This window comes from Rossellomorea aquimaris (assembly GCF_000935355.1).
GTDB classification, from domain to species: domain Bacteria; phylum Bacillota; class Bacilli; order Bacillales; family Bacillaceae_B; genus Rossellomorea; species Rossellomorea aquimaris_B.
Genome location: NZ_JXZC01000003.1, coordinates 81,513 through 105,526 on the forward strand (window position 1 = coordinate 81,513; position 24,014 = coordinate 105,526).

28 protein-coding genes and 2 pseudogenes are annotated in these 24,014 nt (G+C 43.8%); 22 read left to right on the top strand and 8 right to left on the bottom strand.

The genetic code is table 11. The annotated features are described in order from the left end of the window. Nucleotides 1–126: 126 nt before the first annotated feature. Genes TV75_RS09935 through TV75_RS09950 form a run of 4 tightly spaced genes read right to left on the bottom strand, consistent with a single transcriptional unit; the run spans nt 127 to nt 3,462 of the window. Nucleotides 127–1,152 carry an ABC transporter permease subunit gene (locus TV75_RS09935; protein WP_044338602.1) on the bottom strand — a complete coding sequence of 342 codons (1,026 nt, stop codon included), beginning with the start codon at nt 1,150–1,152 and terminating at the stop codon, nt 127–129. Next, nucleotides 1,152–1,985: an ABC transporter permease subunit gene (locus TV75_RS09940; RefSeq protein ID WP_052504514.1), complete on the bottom strand. Its 834-nt coding sequence runs from the start codon at nt 1,983–1,985 to the stop codon at nt 1,152–1,154. The genes TV75_RS09935 and TV75_RS09940 overlap by 1 nt, the downstream gene beginning before the upstream one ends. 20 nt (nt 1,986–2,005) lie before the next feature. Continuing rightward, a complete protein-coding gene (locus TV75_RS09945) occupies nt 2,006–2,935 on the bottom strand; it encodes a hypothetical protein (protein WP_044338603.1) in 930 nt (309 codons plus the stop codon). Further along, nucleotides 2,932–3,462 carry a sigma-70 family RNA polymerase sigma factor gene (locus TV75_RS09950; protein WP_044338604.1) on the bottom strand — a complete coding sequence of 177 codons (531 nt, stop codon included), beginning with the start codon at nt 3,460–3,462 and terminating at the stop codon, nt 2,932–2,934. The genes TV75_RS09945 and TV75_RS09950 overlap by 4 nt, the downstream gene beginning before the upstream one ends. A gap of 193 nt (nt 3,463–3,655) precedes the next feature. Between TV75_RS09950 and TV75_RS09955 the strand changes: the two genes are divergently transcribed. Then, nucleotides 3,656–4,141, top strand: a complete 486-nt coding sequence (locus TV75_RS09955) for an HIT family protein (protein ID WP_044338605.1) — start codon at nt 3,656–3,658, stop codon at nt 4,139–4,141. 242 nt (nt 4,142–4,383) lie between these two features. On the opposite strand, the gene TV75_RS09960 is transcribed toward TV75_RS09955, so the two are convergent. After that, a complete protein-coding gene (locus tag TV75_RS09960) occupies nt 4,384–5,145 on the bottom strand; it encodes an SDR family NAD(P)-dependent oxidoreductase (RefSeq protein ID WP_044338606.1) in 762 nt (253 codons plus the stop codon). Nucleotides 5,146–5,236: 91 nt separating this feature from the next. On the opposite strand from TV75_RS09960, the gene TV75_RS09965 reads away from it, so the two are divergent. From TV75_RS09965 to TV75_RS21475, 6 genes and pseudogenes are all read left to right on the top strand, one after another. Further along, complete coding sequence (locus TV75_RS09965; RefSeq protein WP_044338607.1) at nt 5,237–5,602, top strand: MerR family transcriptional regulator; 366 nt, start codon at nt 5,237–5,239, stop codon at nt 5,600–5,602. Nucleotides 5,603–5,743: 141 nt separating this feature from the next. Continuing rightward, entirely contained in the window at nt 5,744–6,001 is a 258-nt protein-coding gene (locus tag TV75_RS09970; RefSeq protein ID WP_044338608.1) for a SunI/YnzG family protein, read from the top strand. Nucleotides 6,002–6,069: 68 nt separating this feature from the next. Beyond that, entirely contained in the window at nt 6,070–7,488 is a 1,419-nt protein-coding gene (locus TV75_RS09975; RefSeq protein WP_044338609.1) for a bifunctional metallophosphatase/5'-nucleotidase, read from the top strand. Nucleotides 7,489–7,599: 111 nt separating this feature from the next. Then, nucleotides 7,600–7,968, top strand: a complete 369-nt coding sequence (locus TV75_RS09980; RefSeq protein WP_044338610.1) for an NIPSNAP family protein — start codon at nt 7,600–7,602, stop codon at nt 7,966–7,968. Next, nucleotides 7,965–8,327, top strand: a complete 363-nt coding sequence (locus TV75_RS09985; RefSeq protein WP_044338611.1) for a VOC family protein — start codon at nt 7,965–7,967, stop codon at nt 8,325–8,327. Before TV75_RS09980 ends, TV75_RS09985 begins: the two co-directional genes overlap by 4 nt. A gap of 23 nt (nt 8,328–8,350) precedes the next feature. Continuing rightward, nucleotides 8,351–8,457, top strand: a pseudogene (locus TV75_RS21475) (enoyl-CoA hydratase); the annotation flags it as partial. 165 nt (nt 8,458–8,622) lie between these two features. Here the strand turns inward: TV75_RS21475 and TV75_RS09990 are convergent. Continuing rightward, nucleotides 8,623–9,099, bottom strand: a complete 477-nt coding sequence (locus TV75_RS09990; RefSeq protein ID WP_052504515.1) for a GNAT family N-acetyltransferase — start codon at nt 9,097–9,099, stop codon at nt 8,623–8,625. 139 nt (nt 9,100–9,238) lie between these two features. Here TV75_RS09990 and TV75_RS09995 point away from each other — a divergent pair, with 139 nt between their 5' ends. From TV75_RS09995 to TV75_RS10035, 9 genes are all read left to right on the top strand, one after another. Then, nucleotides 9,239–11,005, top strand: a complete 1,767-nt coding sequence (locus TV75_RS09995) for a M3 family oligoendopeptidase (protein WP_044338613.1) — start codon at nt 9,239–9,241, stop codon at nt 11,003–11,005. Next, nucleotides 11,002–11,229 carry a hypothetical protein gene (locus TV75_RS10000; RefSeq protein ID WP_044338614.1) on the top strand — a complete coding sequence of 76 codons (228 nt, stop codon included), beginning with the start codon at nt 11,002–11,004 and terminating at the stop codon, nt 11,227–11,229. The genes TV75_RS09995 and TV75_RS10000 overlap by 4 nt, the downstream gene beginning before the upstream one ends. Before the next feature lie 28 nt (nt 11,230–11,257). After that, a complete protein-coding gene (locus TV75_RS10005) occupies nt 11,258–11,905 on the top strand; it encodes a uridine kinase family protein (RefSeq protein ID WP_044338615.1) in 648 nt (215 codons plus the stop codon). 145 nt (nt 11,906–12,050) lie between these two features. Next, nucleotides 12,051–12,446: a hypothetical protein gene (locus TV75_RS10010; RefSeq protein WP_044338616.1), complete on the top strand. Its 396-nt coding sequence runs from the start codon at nt 12,051–12,053 to the stop codon at nt 12,444–12,446. Nucleotides 12,447–12,479: 33 nt separating this feature from the next. Continuing rightward, the gene (locus TV75_RS10015; RefSeq protein ID WP_044338617.1) at nt 12,480–12,911 is read left to right on the top strand and encodes an NUDIX hydrolase; all 432 of its coding nucleotides are present in this window, start codon (nt 12,480–12,482) and stop codon (nt 12,909–12,911) included. A 232-nt stretch (nt 12,912–13,143) separates the two neighbouring features. Then, complete coding sequence (locus TV75_RS10020; RefSeq protein WP_253275507.1) at nt 13,144–13,458, top strand: hypothetical protein; 315 nt, start codon at nt 13,144–13,146, stop codon at nt 13,456–13,458. A gap of 31 nt (nt 13,459–13,489) precedes the next feature. Then, nucleotides 13,490–14,098, top strand: coding sequence for a GNAT family N-acetyltransferase (locus TV75_RS10025; RefSeq protein WP_044338619.1), 609 nt, complete (start codon nt 13,490–13,492; stop codon nt 14,096–14,098). Between the two features lie 135 nt (nt 14,099–14,233). Continuing rightward, nucleotides 14,234–14,815 (top strand): non-canonical purine NTP pyrophosphatase, encoded by a 582-nt coding sequence (locus TV75_RS10030; RefSeq protein WP_044338620.1) that lies wholly within the window; start codon nt 14,234–14,236, stop codon nt 14,813–14,815. A 387-nt stretch (nt 14,816–15,202) separates the two neighbouring features. Next, nucleotides 15,203–16,504, top strand: coding sequence for a hemolysin family protein (locus TV75_RS10035; RefSeq protein WP_044338621.1), 1,302 nt, complete (start codon nt 15,203–15,205; stop codon nt 16,502–16,504). 211 nt (nt 16,505–16,715) lie between these two features. On the opposite strand, the gene TV75_RS10040 is transcribed toward TV75_RS10035, so the two are convergent. Then, nucleotides 16,716–17,909, bottom strand: a complete 1,194-nt coding sequence (locus TV75_RS10040; protein WP_044338622.1) for an MFS transporter — start codon at nt 17,907–17,909, stop codon at nt 16,716–16,718. A gap of 252 nt (nt 17,910–18,161) precedes the next feature. Here TV75_RS10040 and TV75_RS10045 point away from each other — a divergent pair. Together TV75_RS10045 and TV75_RS10050 are read left to right on the top strand one after the other, a co-directional pair. Next, nucleotides 18,162–18,395 (top strand): annotated as a pseudogene (locus TV75_RS10045) (KGG domain-containing protein); the annotation flags it as partial. Between the two features lie 256 nt (nt 18,396–18,651). Continuing rightward, nucleotides 18,652–19,413 carry a PAS domain S-box protein gene (locus TV75_RS10050; RefSeq protein WP_044338624.1) on the top strand — a complete coding sequence of 254 codons (762 nt, stop codon included), beginning with the start codon at nt 18,652–18,654 and terminating at the stop codon, nt 19,411–19,413. Between the two features lie 47 nt (nt 19,414–19,460). On the opposite strand, the gene TV75_RS10055 is transcribed toward TV75_RS10050, so the two are convergent. Beyond that, nucleotides 19,461–19,730 carry a DUF3243 domain-containing protein gene (locus TV75_RS10055; protein WP_044338625.1) on the bottom strand — a complete coding sequence of 90 codons (270 nt, stop codon included), beginning with the start codon at nt 19,728–19,730 and terminating at the stop codon, nt 19,461–19,463. A 249-nt stretch (nt 19,731–19,979) separates the two neighbouring features. Between TV75_RS10055 and TV75_RS10060 the strand changes: the two genes are divergently transcribed. From TV75_RS10060 to TV75_RS10075, 4 genes are all read left to right on the top strand, one after another. Beyond that, nucleotides 19,980–20,870 (top strand): DUF6843 domain-containing protein, encoded by an 891-nt coding sequence (locus tag TV75_RS10060; protein WP_044338626.1) that lies wholly within the window; start codon nt 19,980–19,982, stop codon nt 20,868–20,870. Nucleotides 20,871–21,084: 214 nt separating this feature from the next. Further along, the gene (locus TV75_RS10065) at nt 21,085–22,098 is read left to right on the top strand and encodes a cyanophycinase (RefSeq protein ID WP_044338627.1); all 1,014 of its coding nucleotides are present in this window, start codon (nt 21,085–21,087) and stop codon (nt 22,096–22,098) included. 250 nt (nt 22,099–22,348) lie between these two features. Next, nucleotides 22,349–22,759, top strand: a complete 411-nt coding sequence (locus TV75_RS10070; RefSeq protein ID WP_044338628.1) for a DUF4440 domain-containing protein — start codon at nt 22,349–22,351, stop codon at nt 22,757–22,759. A 545-nt stretch (nt 22,760–23,304) separates the two neighbouring features. Continuing rightward, nucleotides 23,305–23,994 carry a diphthine--ammonia ligase gene (locus TV75_RS10075; RefSeq protein ID WP_044338629.1) on the top strand — a complete coding sequence of 230 codons (690 nt, stop codon included), beginning with the start codon at nt 23,305–23,307 and terminating at the stop codon, nt 23,992–23,994. Nucleotides 23,995–24,014 lie beyond the last annotated feature (20 nt).

Consider the following 24,014-nt stretch of genomic DNA (forward strand, 5'->3'; position numbering starts at 1 on the left):
AGGGTCTTTGAAGATAGCTCTCATAGTTGATGAAGAGACTTGACATGTTTTATGGTGAAGCAGGTAGCAATAATAATGCTTTATAGGAAAAGGGAACTCCGGAATTAGGGAGTTCCCTTTTTTGCTTTATCCGTTCGACACTCTTTTGAAGTCACGGGAATCCAATGTGTAGGTAGTGTCCTGAATGGGCGTTCCTCTCTTTATTTTCTGGGTTCTTCTCTTTTTGCTATACCCTATAGGCCGAGTAAGTCCCTTTTCAATTCCGGCTGCCATGCTGTTGACGGCGAGGATGGAGATCGTGAAGCAGGCTAGCGGACCGATGGCAAGCCACCACTGATAGTTGATTTGCTTGATATACATGCCAAGGAGCCCGGACCATTCGTTGGCAATGGGCATGGGTGGATCACAAAAGATATCGTAGCAAACCGAGGTTCCTCCGAAGTAAATCTGGAAGATTCCAAGATGAGCAATGATGAGCAGGACCTGAACGACGATCCTCGGAAAAATGATGAAGAGTCTTGGTTGCAGGTGAGGGATCACATGTTTCTTGAAAATATGAGAAGGGGATGCCCCCAGTGTGATCGAACTCTCGATGAATTCCTTCTTCAGGATTTCCCTGGTTTCATCCGCAATCAACAAAGCGGTCGTTGGGGTGAGAATAACGGCCAGCATGATGATTTCATAGATAACTCTTCCGGTAAGGGAGTAGGCGAAACCTTCAGGCGGCTCCCATAGAACCGGATGAAGGATGTTATAAGCAATGATGGATAAAGGCACAAAGTAAAAAGAAGACGAAATTCCTTTTACCATGGCCTTCGATCCTTGTTTCTTCCAAAAGGCAAGAAGGGTTCCCGATAGGAAAGCCAGTGAAAATCCAAGGAGAGATGTCAAAAAAGTGGCTCCAAACGTATACTTGGCCCCTTGAAGAAGCTGTTCAAGCATGTGGTTGCCATACTTATCTGTACCAAATGGATAGTCTTTGGCTGGTTCTAAAGGGGCCCCGGCAATCATATTTCCTTCACTGTCTTTCAGCCACTCAGTCTGTGGGATGGCTGAATCGAAATGTGTCGCGTGAATAATGCTGGCAAGTGTAATAAGAAAGATCGTTAAAAATCCTAAAATGAATAGGGGCTGTCTGATGACCCTCGACATTATAAGTCCACCTCATTACCTGTAATGGAATTGGCTGTTCGTTGCACCAGCTTCAAAAATAAATAAAGCGGGATGAACAGCAGGATCGATGTAACGGCGAAAAGGGTGGGGGTATTATAAGAGAACAAAAAAGTGGTTACTCCCAGCATGTTGAATAAGTATTCTAAGATCAAAAGGTTGGACAACATAAGCGCCATGACATTTTTACCGTGGTAAGCAAGACTGATGATGGTGTTCCGGAACACATGGATGATCAGGATGCGGAAGTAAGACAAACCTTTACTTCTGGCAAGCTCTACATATTGCTTATCAAATTCCTCCTTCATTAATACGGTCAGGGTCTTGATGAAGTACATGGTAGGAAGGAGTGATAAACAAAGGATCGGCAGCAGATAAGCCCTGTCTTCCCCCAGTGCAACAAAGTCGAAAAGAAAAACCCCGGTCTTCTTGAACAGCCATACGACGAGCAGCTGACTTCCCACAATGACGAAAATGTCTGGGAGTGAGCTGAAAACAAAGGAAATGGAATCAATCACTAGCTGAAAGGGTTTGCCGATCAGGAAGTAGAAGAACAGGACCACAATGGCTATCGTCAAAGAAAGGAACAGTGCTGAAAAAAAGACAATAAGGGAATATTCATAGGCATTCCAAAAGAAGGGGAATAGCTCTCTTTTTACCCCTGAAATCGGGTTGACGTATACTAAGTTTGCAATGGAAAAGAACCCCGAAAGAATCTGCCATACTTCATTGATGATGGAAGGAAGGAGGCTGATGGCAAAGATCCCGGTTATGATCATCACGATTTGAAAGGCGGATGCTCCTGCTTTTTTCATACTAAATCTCCTTTATTCATTTATGTATCGACCTTTTCAGCTATTTCGATCAGCTGTTGTTTCGTCATTTTATCAAGAGAATAGGTGAGCACTTCATACATGATCTTCTCTCCGTCATATTCTTTGATCCATAGGATGGACTGATAAGGAAATTCGCCAATCTCCTGCTTCAGGTAAAAGGCTTCATGACTCAACAGTTTTACTTTGGTAATCAACAGCTCGCCGTCATCCAAAGGCATATTTTCGTATAATTCCACCTTGGAGGAGCTCCGTACAAATACTTCGGTCTCTTCATTTCGATATTCGGTCACGGTCACGATTTGATCGTCCTTTTCCTCTACCTCCACTATTTTGGCGAGGATGTCTTTGTCGCTGTGACGGGCCTTGGCATAAAGCTCTGATTCTGCACGTTTGAACTGGCTTGGTTCTGCATCGACGGTCAATTTGCCGCTTTCAAACCGGAATCCGAAAGGCAGGGTTTCACTTGGCATATAGGAATGCTGAATGGATTCACGGTACGTTTCGTAATCTGAAAATCTTCTTGGTTGCCTGTAGACCGTGAAATTTTTCTCGGGATAGTCACTTACTTGATAGTAAATGAGGGCTTCCCCGGGCTTCACTTTTTCCTTGAACGAATCTGCTGCTCCGGCATCCCACTCTTGGATGTCTGAATCAGGCTGAGTCAATTCCATGACCACTTCCCCATTTGAATCAAACAGCTGAAACCCTTGTGAAGCAAGTACTCCAAAAGTGGAAACGGTGACGAGTCCACCACCGATCAGCGCGGCCTTAATGCCTTTTCTTAAAGGTAACAAAAAAAAATGCCTGTTCTTCCTGCTTTCTGTTTCGATCATGTCATACGTATCTTCTATTCTCTTTTTGACAGAAGAGGGGAGTGGTTCATCTTGAAACAATTCTTTCATCTTGGAGTCAAACTGTTCTCCTTTCATTTCCAGGCACTCCTTTTCAAAGGGGATTCTTCTTCTTCAAGCATCGTCATCAACTGCTGTCTCGCTGTGGATAACCGTGACTTTACGGTTCCTTCAGGTATATTCACAATGTCCGCTATTTCCTTTATGGAGAGGTCTTCAAAGTAATAAAGAGTGGTCACTGTTCGCAATGAATCTTTCAATGATGATACAGCTTCCTGCACCGAAAGCTTTAAATCGAATTCCGCCTTATCCCGTGCGTGACATTCCCTGACAGGGATGACCATTTTTCGTTTATTCAGCAGAGCATAGCATTCATGGATCAATATCCGGATCAACCATGTCTTGAAATAGTTCTCTTCCTTTAAATCCGGCATTTTCTTGAAACAAATCAAGATCGTTTCCTGGATGGCATCGGCGCAATCTTCATCTTTTTTCAAAATTCCCTTTGCCACACGGTACATCGACTGTTCATAGTGTTTCATCAATTGTATAAATGATGGATGATGTCCTTTTTTCGCTTTCCTGATCAGTTTGCTATCCGCCAAAAACCCCACACCTCCTTCGTACTTCCTGTCCGTTTATCATTAGATATGAAAATGTCGTCTTTGGTTCAAAAAAAATTTACACTATTTTGATTGTATAAAAATGGTACCATAATAGAGGGTGGGCTTTCTTGTTTTCGGAAAGGGTCCAAGTAATTTGAGCAGTGTGCAGCAGTTAGGTGGAAGGAGAAGATGTATGAGGGAAATCACGTTATCCAATGGAAAAACTGTAAACGTGGAGTGTTTGAGTTGTGCATTAACAAGCGGTTTAGTGGTACAGGATGGAGGCGTCGTGATGGAAACGGAATACTTCCACGCCCACCAGGATGTGGCTTACCCCATCAGAGGGCTGGTCATATTAGCTTCAAAAAGGCATATCACGTGCTTCGATGAATTATCAGAAGCTGAGAAACTGGATTACATACATGTGTTAACCAGAATAAGAAAAGCTCAAAGGGAAATTCTCGGAATCGAGTATGTGTATTATTTCTACAACGAAGACACCACTCATCATTTCCACACCTGGATGGTTCCGAGATATGACTGGATGTATAAGTTCGGGCGTTCCGTTGAGTCGGTCAGGCCGGTATTGTTGCATGCAAGAAATAAGATGAATGATGAGGAAAACTTGAAAGAAGTAGTGGAAGCGATACATTCTTTAGCCCGGGAACTAAATCAATAAATATTTTTTGGTTTGATTGATTAATTCGTTGTTTCATATATGAAAAATTTCTTCGATCGAGGAAGAGATGGGAAATTAATCTAATAATATTTGGGGGTTTCGGATAGAGTGAACAATTTCTTTGAGTGGAGGGGTAAATTCAATTGTCAATTAAATAATTCAGATTAAAGGGGGCATTAATGAATCCCCCTTTAACCAATTGAAATACCTTAACCTACCCAGTTACAACGAATTTTCCCATGTTAGTTAGTCGTTCGTTTCGCATATAGATAAATGGGATCTACCAAACTGAACTCATACGTTTCACCGTTAACAATTCCAACGACTTTTTCACTGTCATATAGATCCAGCATGAACTGAGCCATTTCCTTTGCAGTGTGGAATTGAGGGACGGTGCCTTTGTATTCAAATTCATTTACATCAAGTGAACGCTGGGCAAATTCTGTTTCAGTGGCTGCCGGTGCCAATACCTTCGCTTTCATCGCTGCACCTTTTGATGCAAGCTCCTGGGCAAGTCCTTCGGTAAAGGCACTTACATAGAATTTTGTTCCGCAATAGGTAACGGCATCTTCGACAATCGTATATCCTCCACCGGAAGAAACATTGATAAGTTGAGTTCCTGCCACCTTCTCATAGTCACGTACATAGAGGGTTGAAAGTACGGTTAATGCTTCAATATTCAGTCTCAGCATGCTTTGGATCTTCGAAAGGTCCTGGTCAGCAACCGAATCAAAGTTACCAAACCCTGCATTGTTGATAAAGGTTTCAATATCATAAGGCTTTAAACGGTCGTAAAATGAAAAAACATCCTCACTCACGGATAAATCGGCTGTCATCGTTACAACCTCTACATCAGGATGCAGGGATTCGATTTCTTTTTTTAGCTCATATAACTTATCTTCACGTCTGGCTACGGCAATAATATTCTTTCCTCTGCCTGCAAATGCCAAGGCTGCCTCATACCCGATTCCGGAGCTTGCTCCTGTAATGACTGTGTAGCTCATATTTCATTCCTCCTGTCATGTTATGGTACGATTCTATCCTAAAGGTTAGAGTGAACTCTAAGTCAAGCATTTATGTATAGGAGGGCCAATTATGTATAGTATTAGTGAAGCGGCCAAGGCGTTAGGGGTAAATCCTCATACCTTGCGCTACTATGAAAAAGAAGGAATCATCACTCCCGATCGATCCACTATAGGAGTCCGCAGCTACAAGGAATTCCATATCAAGTGGTTGAGATTCATCATTAAATTAAGGGAAACCAAGATGTCCATTTCCGATATAAAAAAATATACACAACTTTTTATAGAAGGAAACCAAACAGCTGAAGATAGACTCGCTTTATTAGTAAAACATCAGGAGAATATACAAGAACAGATCGAAACATTGATTTCGACGAATGAGATGTTAACTGAGAAGATTTCTTCGTATAGGGAAATGGTGAAAGACATGAAAATGTAGGGGGACATGGATCATCATATGAAGGAAAGGAATCGAAAAAAGAATTCATTTGACTGAATGAAATAAAGCAGGTGGGTGAGTGAAATCTGAAACTATTTATCAGAATTTTCGTAAATGTATGTATGGATAGGAGTGAAACATATGGAATTAAAAGTATCAAAGAAAGACGAAAACTTAAATATCAAATGGCAATTAAGCAATATCACTATTCCTTTATCTGATATTAAGGAAGTGCGAGATGATGATACATATAGCGGTGAAGGGAAAACAGCAATGAGAATAGGTTATCCATATGGACACACGGATAGAGTTGTGATCCGAACAAGTTCAGAAACGTATATTCTGTTCACAAGTAATGGTGGTTTGAAAGAGAAGATTTTGTCATGCATTGAGGCATAAAGAGCACAGTCCTGAACAATACGCGGACATCGAGTTAAGCAAGCACTTATAAAAAGGGGGAAATACATATGAACAAAACCATCACCATTCTTCACACCAATGACCTTCATGGAAACTATGATCTGGTCATACGCCAGGCTGCGTACATAAAGAAACGTGTCAGGGAGCTTAAAGCGCAAGGGGAGAGTTACTTATTGCTGGATGGCGGGGATCACATGGATATGAGTATCAATGAGTGCCTGGCGACGAATGGCCTTATGCACTTGGAGATGCTTGCGGATGTCGGGTATCATGCGATGTCGGTGGGGAATAATGAGCTGCTGCGATCGACACCGGCGTTGATACGAAAGCATAGCCGGGAGTCGGGTGTCCCGTGGTTGTTATCGAATCTTGTAGAGGGTGATGGGACTCCCATCGGCGGGATGAAGGAAACGCTCCTCGTGACAGTGGATAACGGTGTGAAGGTTGGACTATTTGGAGCGACCGATCAATTCGGGGATCTATATGAAAATAAGCACGGATTCAGGAATCTGGAAACCCTTACGGCCATTAAAAAATCCGTGTCTGATTTGAAAGCGCAGGGGGCGGATGTCATCGTCTTTCTATCCCATCTGGGGTATGGTGCCGATGTGGAAATGGCGAAAGAAATCAGTGGCATGGTCGATGTGATCGTAGGAGCTCATTCTCATACGGTACTTCAAAGTCCCGTTGTGGAATCCGGCGTCGTGATTGTTCAAGCAGGGTCTCACGGGCAATTTGTCGGGGAGTTGCAATTGGATGTTCATACAGAGAAGGGTCTTTATACGATTGAATCATTCGAAGGGAAATTAGTGGAAATCACACTCGAATCCGAAATCGATGCCAGCATGGAAGCCATTTTAGAAAAGGGTCGCGAGGAAACGAATGAATTTCTGTCTGAGGTATTGTTTACGACGAGGGAAGACCTTAGTCATGCTGATGTCATTCAATTAATGGCAGTGGCCGTCCGGAACTACTGGCAGTCTGAGGTTGGCATTATGTATGGCGGAGCCGCAGTGGACCAAGGCTTGGAAGCCGGCGATGTGACGAAAGGCGATGTGTACAACAGATGCAAAAGCATGCATTCTCCTGTGTTGATGGAGCTTAAAGGTGAACAAATTGTGAGATTGATAGAAGATAGTTTTAATGGGGAGATTACCTCCAAACAGGTATACGGAAATGGATTCAGGCCGCACGGGATCCCGATCGGGGCTTTAGCGTTCTCTGGAGTTACGTGGAGTCACCATGACGGCATACTTTCAGATGTTAAAGTGAATGGAGAAAGCCTGGTGAAAGAGAAGGTTTACAAGGTAGGGACTGGGTCTCCGTTATTGTATGAAGAGGTATGTGGATATGCGGCGGTGAAGGGGAATAAATTGATCGAAGTTGAAAAGTCACAAATGATTAAAGATGTTTTTATGGGTTACTTAAGATTGAACCGTTCGGGAAATGTGACCCTATCCAAATAAAGTTATTTAGTGGAAAGACTCGTTTATGTCTTTGATAGAATCTTATCTGTACTGTAGTAGATTACTTGGTGGATTGTGAGAAGGTGTGAAATAAACTAAAAGGGGTTATGTATGTTTTATAGAAGGAAGTTCTATACCGTAAAAAAAGAATTTGTCGATATTTTCAATGACCTTTTCAACACCCTTAACCTGCCTAACCAATTAATGCATGGTTCTCGTCTGATCGGACGCTGGATGAAGGATAACGAGGATGGAACGGTTGAAATCTTCGCTATTTGGGAGTATGACAGTTATGAAGATTACGTTGAAATCGAAAACGCCATTCGAAGTGATGAGGCACACGTCAATCGTATTAAAAATTGGTATGAAAAGAATGGTGGAAGGGACTATGTGTATAAGGAATTCATTTTAGAAATGCGAAATGAAGCTATGGAGTCCACGGTTGACAGAAGCAGGATACAACGGGGGGATAAATCATGAAAAAGTCCAGTGGTAAAGTAGTAGGGTTTGAAATCAGCAGTCAAAATCCAGAGAAAGCAGCAGCCTTTTATTCAAATGTCTTTGGGTGGGAAGTGGCTGAACCAAGGTGGGATTTCAGGGGAGTTTCAACCGGGAATCAAGAAAACGGAGGGATAGACGGTGGCATTGGCAAGGGTCCAAGCGACCATCCCCACGGGACACGGATTCAAATCGAGGTAGATTCCATCGAAATGGCGATGGATAAAGCAAAAGAAAACGGTGCGATGGTGGTCCGGGACATCATGGAATTTGACGACTTTTACCTTGCTTATCTTGTGGATCCAACTGGAATCGGGTTCGGGTTGATTCAAAATAAATAGAAACCTGCAGGGAGGATGGTTTCATGTCGTTAAAAGTAGGGGATATCATTACATTTGAACGGACTTTTACCGTAAGGGATGTTGAATTATTTACAGAGATGAAGGCTCTCACTATATAATCCCGGATGAAGTTCTTTTCTACGCTTATGTAGATCAGCTGGAGTATGAGGTCGTCTTGGAATCAAGAGATATGAAACTTTTCCTATTTCCTCATTCAAAAACATGCCGGGGATAGGCTGGTGATTTGTACGGGTTGAAAAACAGGAATGCTCAAAGCGGGCATTCCTGTTTTTTATCAAACCTTCAGGTGCAGAATATGTTGAGGTCCTTTTGGTCCCTCATAGACCTCGTTTTCGTCGGTAAAACCTGTCTTGAGGTAGAGGCCGATGGCTGCTTTGTTCCGTTTGTTCACACCAAGGACCACTTCTTTTGTATCGGGGAGGTTTTCCCTGATGAAGCTTGGCAACAGATGGAGTCCCTTCTGGGCAAAGCCCTGCCCCTGCCGCTTGGCATCGATAGAGAACGAGGTTAGTAGTCTTGCCTTGGGATTAGATGAATATTTACGAAGCTTTTCCCCTTTTTCCAATGCGAAGTAGCCGACGGGTTCGTCGTCATGCAGGATGACTATGTGCCTGGTGTCCTTTGAGATAGAAGGATTCCGGATTTTATCGAGAGGCATGCTGGTGAATTGGAGCTGATCTCCCGGCAGGTGGAAGTCGCTAAGCTTACGTTTATATGTTTCGTTGTATTCAACTAATGAGACAGGCGGCATGATGTGATCCTCCGATTCAGTGGTATGAACAAATTATAGTCTATTTGGAATTTTGGGACAAATAGAAGTTGGAAAAATGTTCAAAATAGCTTAAAATAAGAACGTATGTTTTGTCGGAACTAGATAGGGGGAGCTTATGATGACTCAAACAAAATATCAAACAGTATGGAATCTGGACAGCATCTTCAAAGGTGGAAGCACATCACCTGATTTACATGACCATATGATGCGGACGGAAGCCAAGATCATGGAGTTCGAAGAAATGGTGAAAGAGTGGACGGCTCCACTAGAGTCTGATCAATTAGTCGTTTTTCTTGACCGGCTTAGAGAAATAAAGATGTCCATATCTCAAGCCAGATCCTACGCCATCTGTCTGCTTTCAGAAAATCCGAAAGACCAAGATGCACAATTCTATCGAGGGGAAACCACGGTTCTTCAATCAAAATATGATTCTATTACGAGTGACCTGAAGAGAAAATTAGCCCATACGGAGGAATCGGTATGGAAGACGCTGCTTGATTCAGAGGATCTCAAGGAGTATCGATTCATCCTCTCTGAATGGCGGGAAGAAGCGGACCGTGAGCCTTCGCAGGAAGTATCGGACCTCATGGCAGACGGGTACCATGCCTGGGGACAGTTCTATCAATCGTTCATGGGCAGCATCAAGGTACGGGTGAATGGTCAGGATTACTCCGTTGGCCAGGCTATCAATCTGCGTTCGCATCATGATGCTTCGGTGCGAGAAAAATCTCATGAGGCACTGGTGGAAAAGTGGACGGAGCATGAAGGGCAATTCGCTCAAATCCTGAATCATCTTGCCGGATTCAGGTTGAACTTATATAAGAGCGTGGGGATCGAGGACGTACTACATGTTCCTCTCGTTCAAAACCGGATGAAGGAAGAAACGCTGAATAGCATGTTTTCAGTCGTGGAGAGATATAAAGAACCATTTGCCGACTATCTGAACGTGAAAGCCCGGATGAATGGAGATACAAAAATGAAGTCCTACCACTTTTGGTCCCCGATGCATCACCATCACCAAGGAATCGAGTACGGGGAAGCGGCCGCGTTGATACAGGAGCAATTTCGTGAATTTGGAACTGAAATGGGACAATTTGCGGAGAAAGCATTCCGGGAAGGCTGGGTCGAGGCAGAAAATCGTCCTGGAAAGTCGGCGGTTCCCATTTGTGCAGGGTTTCCGTTAACAGGGGAGTCGAGGGTCTTCCTCACGTTTCCCGGCACTTTCAAAGGGGTGTTGACCCTTGTGCATGAACTCGGGCATGCCTTTCATAACCATGCGATGAAATCGGTGAATGGGATGAACAAAGCCTATCCCATGAGCTTGGCCGAAACAGCGTCAACCTTCGCAGAGATGATCATCCTGGAGGCGGCCATGGAAAAAGCGGAGTCCGACGAGGAGAAGCTGTTCCTCCTGGATGAGAAATTGAAGCGCAGCGTCATGAACTTCATGAACCTACACGCCAGATTCATATTTGAAAAGGACTTTCACGAAGAACGGAAAAAGGGATTTGTGCCCGCAGCACGCTTGAACGAACTGATGGGGGCTGCCTTGGAAGAAGGCTATGCCGGCTCCCTTGATGAGATTCCTGTTCACTCCTGGGTATGGACACCCCACTTTTATAAAACAGAATCTCCTTTCTATAACTTTCCTTATACCTTTGGTTACTTACTTGCACTGAATCTCTTCGCCAGGGCCAAGGAAACGGGGAAAGGGTTCGAGGAGCATTATATGGACCTCTTGCGGGATTCAGGCAGCATGTCGACAGAAGACCTCGTCATGAAGCATTTGGGGGAAGACATTACCGAAGAAGCCTTTTGGGAAAAAGGAATGAGGTTATGTATAAAGGATAGCGAGGAATTTGTAAGATTGGCCACTTCCCGATGAGAAAGATTCAGTTGCTGATAGCCCTTCCTTCAATTCTATTATTATGTGTTTCTCTGTTATTCGATCTCGATTACTTACTCTATCTTTCCCTGGCCGGATTCTTACTGGCAATGGTCATCAAGCAATTAAGGATGCGGAATCGGATGTATGAACTGGGGCATCCAGACCGAAATCTTGATCGGCATGAGGATGGGGACGAGTGTGATGCCAGCGGGGATGATTGAGAATAGCTTATAAATGAGGAGAGAAATCATGGACAAGGTCTTACATAACATAGTCAATCAATTAAACAAGCAGGATGGCAGAATGGTCATCGGCATTTCAGGCCACGGTGCTTCCGGTAAAACGACGTTTGCCAAAAAGCTTTTGACGCTTCTGGACGGAAAAGGGGTCAATTATATCAACACCGATCCCTATATTGTCAATTCCGACGTCAGAAAGCACACTTCCATCCAATATGAATACAACAACGAAATCCATCAATCCAAAATGACCGCCTGCCATCCTGCGGCTCACCATCTATTCGCCCTCGATCGCGATATCAGGATGGTGAAGGAGGGAATGGATTTCTATACCATTGACGTCCCTTATGAAAGAAGCCGGCTCATCTCATCCCGAAACAACCTGACGATTGTAGAAGGGATGACGGTTGCATTCAGCAATCCCGTTCTATACGACCTTAAGATTTACTTTTACACAGATGGTGAGACTGAGCTTATGAGAAGGGGAATCCGCGATGTGTCTGAAAGAGGCATGGATGTGGAGTATTTACGAAAGACCCATGACGAGCGGAGAATTCAATACGAAGTGTTTATGCACCCAAAGTACGAGTATTTTGATGTAGTGGTAAGGAATTCGGATGAGGGTTTTTGGGTGGAAAAGGATATGGAGTGGTCGTAAGTGTATACAGGAAGCTTATCCGAAAGTGGGCAGGTTTTTTTAAGTAAAATAGTGATTGAGTATATTGGTTTATTTTGACATAATTGGTATCAGCAGACGTGGTAAAGGAGAATTGAAACGACGTACCATTAAGGAGGGGGAATTAGTGAATAGACCTTTAGGTGTATCCATCATTGGTTATTTTTATATTTTTGGTAGCATCGTATTATTGTTTACCGCCATTTTTTATCAGGCTGATGCTGACACCATAAGCATGTCAGAACGGTTTGGAGTATCGGTCATACCTGAAAGAATCATGAGGATAGTGGTGGCGCTCTTTTCCCTGGTGATGGTCTATGGGTACATGAGATTGAAAAAGTGGGGCTTTTGGATATTCATCATGTACTCGGTTGTTTTTGGGTTAGTCAGTTTCATATTATTAACGAATCAACCTCAACAGCCCTTTATAGGGAATTTTGTTTTTTCTGTCATTATGTTGTCTTATACCGTTTATGTGAAAAAGGCATTTTTAAAATCTACTCCCAAACCTATTTTAAATTAGGTCTGAGGATAACTCTATGGAGGAGTGTTTTTTATGACGCAAAACACACAAGCTATCTATTCACCGCCAAAACATATTATTTCAGCAGCGACCATTGTCATCAATGACCAGCAGAAAATCCTATTAATAAAAGGACCCAGACGCGGCTGGGAAATGCCGGGCGGACAGGTGGAAGAAGGAGAGTCGTTGAAAGAGGCTGCGATCAGGGAGACGAAAGAAGAGACCGGTATGGATGTCGAGGTGTTGGCATTTTGCGGGGTCTTTCAAAATGTGAAGAGATCCATCTGCAACACCCTGTTTCTCGCAAAGCCCGTGGGAGGGGAACCGACGACTTCAGAGGAGAGTTTGGAGGTAGGGTTCTTTCCAATCGGGGAGGCGCTGGAGATGGTGACACACTCAAATTTCAGAGAGCGGATCGAGCTTTGTCTGGATGAGGATGAGCATCCGTTTTATGTTGAATTTTAGGGGGATTTAGTTGTTAGTAGTATCGATCATTTTAAGTATGATTTTAGGATATGCCTTACTCATGATGGGGAAACTTGAATCTTGTGGTTGGACAAAGCCATTTTATTCCGGTATAGGAAGCTTATCCTGAAAAAGGGGAGCTTCCCTTTTATGTTCATTAGTGTTTTAGACTGAAAATTGAAACTTTTTATCATTCAATCCGTAGAAGATAGGTGTATAAAGGGGGATTGGGATGAAGAAATTTATAACACGAACATCATTGGTGACGGCTGCCATATTGGCTATTGGTATTTGGATCGGGAGTCTTCTCTTCTCTTTTTCTTACGGAGAATGGAGCTTTTTCATCGGACTGGGATTAACGGTCGGACTTTTCTTTTTTAATAGTAGTGGCGGTACGTTATCAAAAGGAGCGACTTTGGAGGCCAGTGAGGCAGGGTGGAAGATCCAAAAGGACAATGAATTAAAAGCCAATGTAGGTTCAGTGTTTTATGGAGCTGTCTTATATACGCTTATCAGTTTTGTGATTATGATGGTTACTTATTTTTAAAATGATGCGCTAAGGTATAAGGAGAGATAGTATGGTCCGTTTTTACGGAAGTCCCGATTTGGAAACCGATCGACTCATCCTGCGGAAATTGGAACTCGACGATATCCAAAGCGTCTTTGACCACTGGATTTCGGATGAGCGGATCTCGGATAATCGAGTCAGTGCGGCACATAAGACCGTTGACGAAACAAAAGAGCGGGTGAAGAAGATTGTGAGGGGGTATGAATCGAAAGCGTTTTGTCACTGGGGAATTGAACTCAAAGAAGAGGGTGAACTCATCGGAGAGATCGATTTGTATGATTTTGACCACTCTACAGGAAATTGCGAGGTCAGTTATTCCCTTGGATTCAATTGGTGGAACAAAGGATATGGGACCGAAGCCTTGAAAGCGGTCGTGGAATTTGCCTTTGTACATATGAATGTTCATAAAATATCCGCAGCCCATAATACGGATAATCCGGCTTCAGGCAGGATCATGGAAAAAGCCGGGATGGAGCAGGAAGGGATCATCCGGCATATGATCCGTAATGCGAAAGGGCAGTATAAGGACTGTGCGGTTTATGGGATTCTTGGGGAGGATTACCTCAGAAATCGTGCTCAACCTAATATATTAAAAGGAATACAAGATGGCACTGGATAGTGTTGCAATTGAAGGGGCTTATGATACCGGAATAAGCCTCATTTTTTTTTGAGAAATTCCAGTTGTACATCCTGATAGAAAGTTTGTAATATTGAGTGTTGGCATAATGGATTAAAGCAAAGGAGAAACAAAAAAATGAAAGAAATCATATTCGTAACCACAAACAAAGGTAAAATCGCGTCAGCACAGAAGGAATTAACAAATATAAAGGTATTACCAATCGAGGCTGAATTGAATGAACCGAGAAGTGATGATATCAGAGAAATTGCGAAGCAGAAAGTTTTACAAGCTTACTCAATCGTGAAGCGTCCATGTATTGCATTGGATTCCGGCTTTTTTATTAAGGCGCTGAACGGTTTCCCGAGAGCGTATGTCAATCACATGCTAGATACGATCGGCATAGAGGGGATTTTGAAGTTGTTAAGGGATGAGGAGAACAGGGAGTGTGAATTTAGATCCTGCCTCGCTTACTATGATGGAGAGGAAATGAGATTCTTTGAGAGTAAATCTCCAGGATTCATCTCACAGGAGATAAGAGGTTCCGAGAATGATAGTAAGTGGTCAGATCTTTGGTATCTATTTATCCCGAAGCATTTCCATAAAACACTGGCTGAATTTGATGAGGTAGATTTTTTGGAGTATAACAGGGTGAAAGAAGATTCGGGGATGAAAAAGTTTGGGGAATGGTATGTTCGCAAGGATTTGATTTCACGATAAAAGGGAATTGGAGGCTTGTAAGGAAACGTTTAAATAAAATGGTGTCCAAATCGATTTGGGTAATCGCCAATCGTAAGATGTTTGATTAAATTCTCATAATTAAGTAAAATCATACTATATTATTTTATCATAACGGCTGGAGGGATGAAAATGGGACAGAGAAGCTAAGATACAATTCAGCTAAGCAATGCTGCATAACATTAGATTCAATGGTTCGATCCGGGTTACTGGAAGCTGAACGGTCTACTTCTCATCATGGGTTCTATGCAATCCCTTCTAGAGATCAGTAGTTTACAACTTCATGCTTTCATCAATCCAACCATTCACTCTGTGGATGAAATATATCATGATGGAGGTGTAAGCCTTATCCGAGGATAAGGCTGCTAATTGACAACGTCTATAAATCTAATTTTAATCGTTTTATTGATTGCTTTAACCGCTTTTTTCGTAGCGACGGAATTCGCGATTGTAAAAGTACGGGGTTCGAGGATTGATCAGCTCATAGCAGAGAACCGGAAAGGGGCGATGGCCGCCAAGAAGGTCGTCACTCATCTGGATGAGTACCTATCTGCCTGCCAGCTTGGAATCACGATTACGGCCCTTGGACTAGGGTGGCTTGGTGAGCCGACTGTGGAGAAGCTTTTGCATCCACTTTTTGCTTATTTCGAGTTGAATGAAGCGATCACGCATGTCCTTTCCTTTGGTATTGCCTTTGCCCTTGTGACATTCCTTCACGTTGTAGTCGGGGAGCTTGCACCAAAAACGGTGGCAATCCAGAAAGCAGAAGCCGTCACGCTATTATTCTCAGGACCGATCATCTGGTTCTACCGGATCATGTATCCTTTTATCTGGTTCTTAAATGGGTCTGCACGAGTGCTTGTAGGAATCTTCGGGCTGAAGTCTGCTTCTGAGCATGAAGAAGTCCATACTGAGGAAGAGCTTCGGATCCTGCTTTCGGAGAGTTTTAAAAGCGGGGAAATCAATAAGAACGAACTAAAGTATGTGAACAACATCTTTGAATTCGATGAGCGGATTGCGAAGGAAATCATGGTCCCACGAAAAGAAATCGTCTCCCTTTCCATAGACGATACGCTCGAGGACGTGATCGATACCATTCGAAAAGAGAATTTCACGCGTTATCCTGTCGTGAACGGAGATAAAGATAACGTCAAAGGATTCGTCAATATGAAGGAACTCTTGACTGAGGCGATGGTCAACGAACTGGATAAGAACTTTTCACTCCGACCTTTTATTAATCCGATCATTACTGTCATCGAGACGATCCCAATTCATGACCTGCTTGTGAAAATGCAGAAAGAGCGGGTCCATATTGCCGTTCTGATTGATGAATATGGGGGTACATCCGGCATCGTGACGGTCGAGGACATCCTTGAAGAAATCGTCGGTGAAATCCGGGATGAATTTGATGAGGATGAAGTAGCGGAGATCCGAAAGCTCAAGGATGGTCATTACCTTCTTGATTCAAAGGTTCTCATCAATGATGTCAACTCTCTTTTGAACATATCCATCGACATTGGAGAACTGGACATCGACACCATTGGCGGCTGGTTCATGACACAGAACCTCGATGCCAAAGTGGGCAGCTTCATTGAGGAAGAAGGTCATCGCTTTAAAGTGATTGAAAAAGACGGAATCCAGCTACGCTATATAGAAGTGACAAAGATATAGATGAAAAGAAGCAACCGGTTCAAGAAAGCTGGTTGCTTCTTTATTTGTTATAAAGAGGGAACATCCTGGTTTGAGAGGATTGCTTCATATAAGAAGGAGGCCCATTGTTGGGAAAGAGATGGGGCAGCTTAAGAGAATCTGACTAAATGGGCTGATAGAATTGTAAGTCTTACCCGAGACAAAGAAAGAGGACTTATTGATAAGTCTTCTTTTATGTAGATCTCGCAACGTCCCTTCTCCCCAACCAAATCGAAATCCCAATTGAAATCACGGAAAGAGTGACGATCATCCATACCACACCGGCCCAGCTGAAGTGGTGATAGAAGCTGCCGCTGACGGTACCGCCGACACTCGATCCTGCATAATAGGCAGACAAGTAGAGTGCTGAAGCCTGTGCTTTATCATGGACGGCCAATCGTCCGACCCAGCTGCTGGCGATGGAGTGGCCGGCAAAGAATCCGTAAGTAAAGACAGCGATCCCGATGATTTTTACCCACAGATTCGGATGCAGGGTCAAAAGCACCCCGGATAACATGATGACGAGGGACAAGGGCAGGATTCTTTCTTTACCATACTGATCGGAGAGCATTCCCATCCACGTCGAGCTAAAGGTACCGACGATGTAGACGATGAAGATAAAGCCGACGACGGTCTGGCTTAGCGAGTAAGGTGGTGCGATCAGCTCGAATCCGATGTAGTTGTAGAGGGATACGAATCCGCCCATCAATAGAAATCCGATGGTGAAGAGATACGTGAGCCCAGGAACTTTAAACTGGCTGAACAGGGATCCGGCCAATGATTTCAACTGAAACGTCTGCGGTTTGAAATGGGCAGACGGCGGGAGGAACACGAGGAAGATGACCGTTGAGAGCATGCTGATGATCCCGACTCCCATCAATGCGACATGCCAGTTGAACTGGTCGGTAAGGACGCCGCTGATGATCCGGCCGGACATTCCCCCGATGGAATTTCCGCTTATGTATAATCCCATGGCCATTCCGAGACTCTTCGCTTCGATTTCCTCACCCAAGTAAGCCATGGCGACAGCAGGAAGTCCGGCGAGCGTGATTCCCAGCAGGATCCGGCCAATGATGAGCATATGGAAGCTTGATGCAAACCCTGTGCAAACGGCAAGAATGGATGATGTGAGTAAAGAAAAGGTCATGACGGATTTTCTTCCATATACGTCAGATAAGGAACCTGCAATTAATAGACTGATAGCGAGGGCAATCGTTGTAGAAGACTGGCTGAGACTGGAGGTGGCTGGTGAGACAGCAAACTCCTTTGCGATTTCTGGAAGCAGGGGCTGCGTTCCCCACAAGATGGCAAAGGTGCTGAATCCCCCTGCAAACAGGGCCAGGTTTGCATGATTGAATTCGCGTGTTCCCCGCTTGATGTAATCCATGTAGCAAGACTCCTTTATTATTTGGAAAATTTCTACTTTTATCATACACCTTTTTAAGAAGCACTTCTATCAGAGAGCCTTCATGCCTCAGGGCCTTGTAAGACAAAAACCATCCTGCTCCCAATTCGGTGTAAATTAAATTACAAAAATGTTAAAAGAACCCACTTTTTGTTTAAACTTCAACTCACGAGGTATATAACCAATGTACAAACGTACAACACCATTTTACTAAACTTAAGGAGGATTTTATTCATGTCTAACAGTAACAACAGCAACAACAACAGCAACAGCAACAACAACAATGGGAACAAAATGAGTTACGAGGAAGCCGGTCGTAAAGGCGGCGAACAAACAGCGAAGAACCACGACAAAGAATTCTACCAAGAGATCGGTGAAAAAGGTGGAGAAGCAACTGCAGAAAATCACGATAAGAAATTCTACCAGGAAATCGGAGCGAAAGGCGGAAGCCAGTCAGGAAGCTCGAATAGCTCGAATAATTCCAACAGCTCCAACAGCTCAAACAACTCAAACAATTAATTCCAATAGCCGGATCGTTTCGTAAACCAAAGAAGACCTGTCAAACAATCATGGCAGGTCTTTTTATCTGTTTCCTGTTCCATAGGCAAGTGTAAGTTTCGATATATGTAGTGACCCTGGATATATGTCGAATGGGAAACGGTTTCCCTTATTTCTTGCGTCCCACAGTGAATAACGCTATGGTTAGGGAAAAGGAGTGAGCATTGTGAGCGAGGATATGTCAGACATAGATTATCTCAAGGTTATGGAATATTCACTAGATCCACTTATCATACATACGGATTACAGAATCATGTATGTGAATGGGGCTGCGGAAGAATTTTTTCGAACGGATAAAGATGGCGTCGTTGGTCAAAGTCCCTTGGATATTTTCAAGGAATCCTCCAAGGACGCAATCAGGAAAAGAATTCAATCTGCGTACGGAAAGCCCGCCGACGTCATTGAGGAGACGGTTTATCGAACGGACGGATCGACCGTGGAAGTCGAATTGTACTGTCACCCCCTGATGATAGGGGATACTCAGGCGATTCAAACATATGTACATGACATCATGGAGAAGAAAGAAAGGGAAAAACAGCAAACGGAAATGGTGGCTGAAATCAACGAATTATCTGCTGTACTGGTTCCTTTGCTGGATGATATTGCCGTCCTACCGATTGTCGGGAAGATCGATGAAGAGAAAGCCCGCTTGCTACTCGAAATCATTCCGGCCAAAGTGAGGGAACAGAACGTGAATCATGTAATCATCGACTTCTCCGGTGTTTATACATTAAATCATTACGTCACGGATGCTTTATTTAAGATTACAAGTGTGCTAGCCTTACTGGGCGTTCGTTCAATCATCACGGGACTACGGCCGGAAATGGCCATGAGTACCATAAACAAGAACATCGACCTATCATCGATTCCTACGCTTGCTACAGTGAAAGATGCCCTGGCTTATATGCATGTAAATGTTCAGTCATAAGAAAATGCCCGCAGCGGTCTAAATCGCTGCGGGCGTTACTGCGTGATTTAGTTGGTTTGGTCAGCAAGCTTGACCAGAACATGAGCCATATGCTCCCGCTCTTCTTTATTGGCCACGTTCCACATCTCATTCAACACTTTCTGCTCCCGGTTGCGCGGCTCCTCGTGCTCCGCTAAATAGTCTGCAACGCGTTTAGCACCCTTAGACAAGGCTTCCTCACTAAGACCTAGCTTTTCTCCCTTTTGAACCTGATTTCCCAGGTAGTTCTTGAACGAGTCGAATTGCTGCAGGATATCCTCTTTTTTGTCTTCGTTCATTTGTGCGGCTGCTTGTTTTGGATCGTGTGCGATAATGAATTCCTCCTTTTGTTGTTGTTAGTAGTGTGTTTCCCGTACAGTATGGAAATAAACAGGGGAGAACACATCGGGATACGTTTTGGTGTTATTTGAAGGGGGATACAGCTGTATCCATCCAGAAAAACTTTCCTATATTCCTTCCAACAAATCACAAATTATGTTAAATTTATAATGTGAAATAATTCACAATCTCAATTGGAGGCTGACAGGATGAATAAATTAAAACCGGCCATTTATACGAGTTTGATTCTTTCCACTTTTTTGATGATCGTCAGCATACTGGACGGGGGCATTATGCTCTTTCCATTTGTCTTGATGTATTCCCTTGCCGGTAACCTGGCTTACGGGATTCCCGTATCACTGCTATCCGATTGGTTAACGAAAAGACTATTGAAGGGACGTATGGTGGTAGCTGGTTTCATCCATGCTTTCTTTGGAGCCATTACGTATTTTGTGATCGACGGGTTTGCATGGTTTGCGGTGATTTGTGCCATAATATTCTTCTTTGTGGATGAATGGTTGAAAAGAAAGAACACACCGGGGCCTGACCGGGAGAACAAGCGATTCTACCTTACATTAGCAAGTGTTGTCTTTGTGGTGGCGATTGTGATGCTGGCAGTGAATTGGATTTCTGGTAAAGATCAAGGAGAAATGATAAAAAACCGCTACCTGATCCCTGAGGGTTATGAAGGTACGATTGTTGTCTTCTATAGCATGCAGGACCAACCTGCCATTAAAAAAGAGGGAGCGTTTTCCGTCATTCCTGTAAAGATTGAGAGTTTGCCCACGTTGATGAGGACGGATATTGAAAAGTACGGTATCTATCAAACTTCTACTAAAGAAATGGGATTCAACATCAATCAAAATCAATATTTCTATGTTGATGACGATGGGAACAGAACCTCCATCGAGGATTATTGTATCCATCATAGTATGGGTGGAGGCATGACCAGCTCCGATGGCAGGGACATATCATATGAAGCATTCCAGGTGACAGGTTCTGACTGCGGGGAGGACTTCTTTTTAGATGGAAATGACCGCTATTCTGCCCAGGGGCGGGAGATTGTGAAGTATTGGTCGAGTTTGTGGGAGGATGATTAGGAGCTTACCTTTGGGGGGAGCTTCTTTTTTTATGGGAATTGGGGATGGACAGCCAGAGGATGTCGTCATTGGGTTAAATGAAACCGAAGTGATTTGACCCAATAAAAACCAATTACTATTTAAATATTTACATTATTCAGTAAATAAAGCGCTTTCATAGTTGGCACAGAACTTGCAATTGATAAAGTGATTTCAAAAAAAGGAGGACAAGTGTGTGAAAAGACTGATTGCTTTATTGGTTGTCGCAGCTTTATGGGGAGGTACCATCACTACAGCGGGTGCTGCAAAAAGTAACTATACGTATTATTCCTATGGAAGTGAAGGGGATGTTACGACTGCCACTACATACGGGGTGAACCTGATGGGTGGCTCGACAGACGTGGATGAAGCGATGAGGTGGATGGCGGAGAAAGCGAATGGGGGAGACTTCGTCGTACTCAGGACATCAGGAAGTGATGGGTATAATCAGTACCTGTATGACTTAGCGGCTGACAATCAGTCACCACTGAATTCGGTTGAAACGATTCTGTTGAAGAATCGGAATGCCGCATATGAAAGTTTCGTACTGGATAAGGTGAAGAACGCCGAAGCCGTTTTCTTTGCGGGGGGAGATCAATTCCTTTACGTGGATTATATTGAGGGGACCCCTCTTGAAGATGCATTGAACGCCCAGATTCAGAAAGGGATCCCGATTGGAGGAACCTCGGCTGGACTGGCCATCCAGGGAGAATTTGTCTATGATGCTGCGAATGGGACCGTGTATTCGGATGAAGCATTGGGTGATCCGTACAACCGGTATATGACGTTTTCAAGGAATTTTCTTGAGAACCGCTATCTTGATAACACCATCACGGATAGTCATTTCGAGCAGCGGGACCGGATGGGTCGATTCGTCGGGTTCTTATCCCGGAATCTATTGGATGGATGGACAACAGAAGCAAAGGGGATAGCTGTGAATGAGCAAACCTCTCTATTGATCGAAGCCGATGGATCTGCCAGGGTGGTCGTACAGGCGGGAGGTACCGATCAATCGGTTTATCTTGCCAAGGCTTCGTCACAGCCTACCAATGTATCACCTCTTTCCATCAGCAATATTGATGTCATTAAACTGGAGAATGGGGATACCATCGATATGACGAATTGGGCGAATCATACTGGTTTTTCTTATCAGTTGGATGCGGTGAATGGGGTCCTGAGTTCGTCGAGCGGTAATATTTACGGGAATTAGTTTGTGGGTTGTGAACACAAACGACTAATATAAGAAGTAGCAACCCGATTAGCACGGTGCTAATATCCATTGTTGATGTGCTAATGGCTATCTTAATCTAACTGCGGTGATGGTGAAGGATTGATCCGGCTTGCATGATGAATAGTAGGAGCTTACCTTTTAGGTTGAGCTCCTTTTTTATGTGAATTGGTGATTGAGTTCATCACCCTACTTTGAAATAATTGGTAGTAACATACTTTAGGAGGTTCCTATGAACGATAAAACATTTAAGCCGTTTCTCGATACATTTTTAGAAGCGTGGAAGAATTCATCTATCAGAGAGTTGGAGACATTCATTTCGACTGATTACCAAGCCAGGGAAATCAGGGACGGAGAAGTCGTTGATTTCGGCTATGAGGAATCCATCGAGGGCTGGAAGCAGGGGTTCGATTTTGTGAAAAAGCAGCGGGCAGATTGGGAAATCCATGAGGTGTCGATCATCCCTTTGAAGGAGGATGAAGTGATGGCGATTCTATCCGCAACGATCGTGATGAATGGGAAAGCCTTGGAGACGTGTCACTTGTTCTTTGATACCTTTAAGAAAATGGAGGATGACAATTGGAAGATGGTGAGGAGTTATATTGAGGCGGGGGTTGTGCGAGGGACGGACCTCAAGACTTAGCGCTAAGAGTTCGTTTTCCTGGAGGATCGAGGTCCGTTTGAGGCAATTCGCCGATATATATAGGATTTCGCCGATAAAATGAAAATTTCGCCGTTAAAATCTGATTTTCGCCGTTATATTTGGAATTTCGCCGTTAAAATCCGAATTTCGCCGATAAATGGGTGTGAGGGCTTTTGATGCAGGGGAAGGACGTGGGGATTTCTGCAGATAGGCGTATTTAGGATCGGTTTTTTCGTGTGAGCTGCTATTTTTGTGGGAAATCGATAGAAATTCGAAACAATGACGGTAAAAAGAGTACAAATGTTGAATCGTATCCATTTTAAATGAAGACTTCAGGCTCATCTACATGCAGGTGGGCTTTTTTTGACATAGTGTGAAACGTTTAGGTCTGTTCATTGGTCTAACGGGTAGAAAGCGGGTGAGAGCAGTTGATTGAGAAGAAGGTAAAAAAAATTTGTAAACGGATGTTTGAGTTCCTTGTTGAGGTTTGGAATAATGAATAGTAAGAAAACTCATAAAATAAGGGGAAGATAGAGGAGGTCCAAATGAAAACAGTCATAGCATTCAGCGGTGGAAAGGACTCCACCCTGGCATTATATAAAATACAACAAAATCCGGAATACGAGGTGGATTCACTCCTCGTGACGCTGACGGAAGGATTCGACCGGGTGTCGATTCACGGGGTTCGGTATGAGATGTTGAAGCAGCAGTCTGATGCGCTCGGGATACCGCTCCGGGAAGTTTGGATCCCTCAGGATTACCCGAATGAGGTGTATCAGGAACGGATGGAGCGGGAGGTATCTGATATGTTGGGTGATGGTGTCACTCATATGGTTTTTGGGGATATTCACCTGGAGGATGTGAGGGCATATCGTGAGGAAATGCTTTCAGGGACGGGGATCACCCCGGTCTTTCCTCTTTGGGGTCGGCCAGTGGGGGAGTTGAGTCATGAATTTATCGAGCTTGGATTCAAAACTGTGCTTACATGCATCGATCTGGAACAACTGGATCGATCGTTTGCAGGGAGAGTATACGATCAAGACTTCATAAGAGATTTTCCTGAGCATTGCGATGTGTGCGGTGAAAATGGAGAGTTTCATACGTTTGTATTCGATGGTCCAAACTTCGGGTTTCCAATCGAGTATGAGTTGGGGGAGGAAAGGGTGACGCCGGATATTCAAACGGGGCGTGATCGATTCTTATTTGTAGATGTTTTACCGGTGAGACCCAAATAACCCTTTATGCAGGAGAAAGA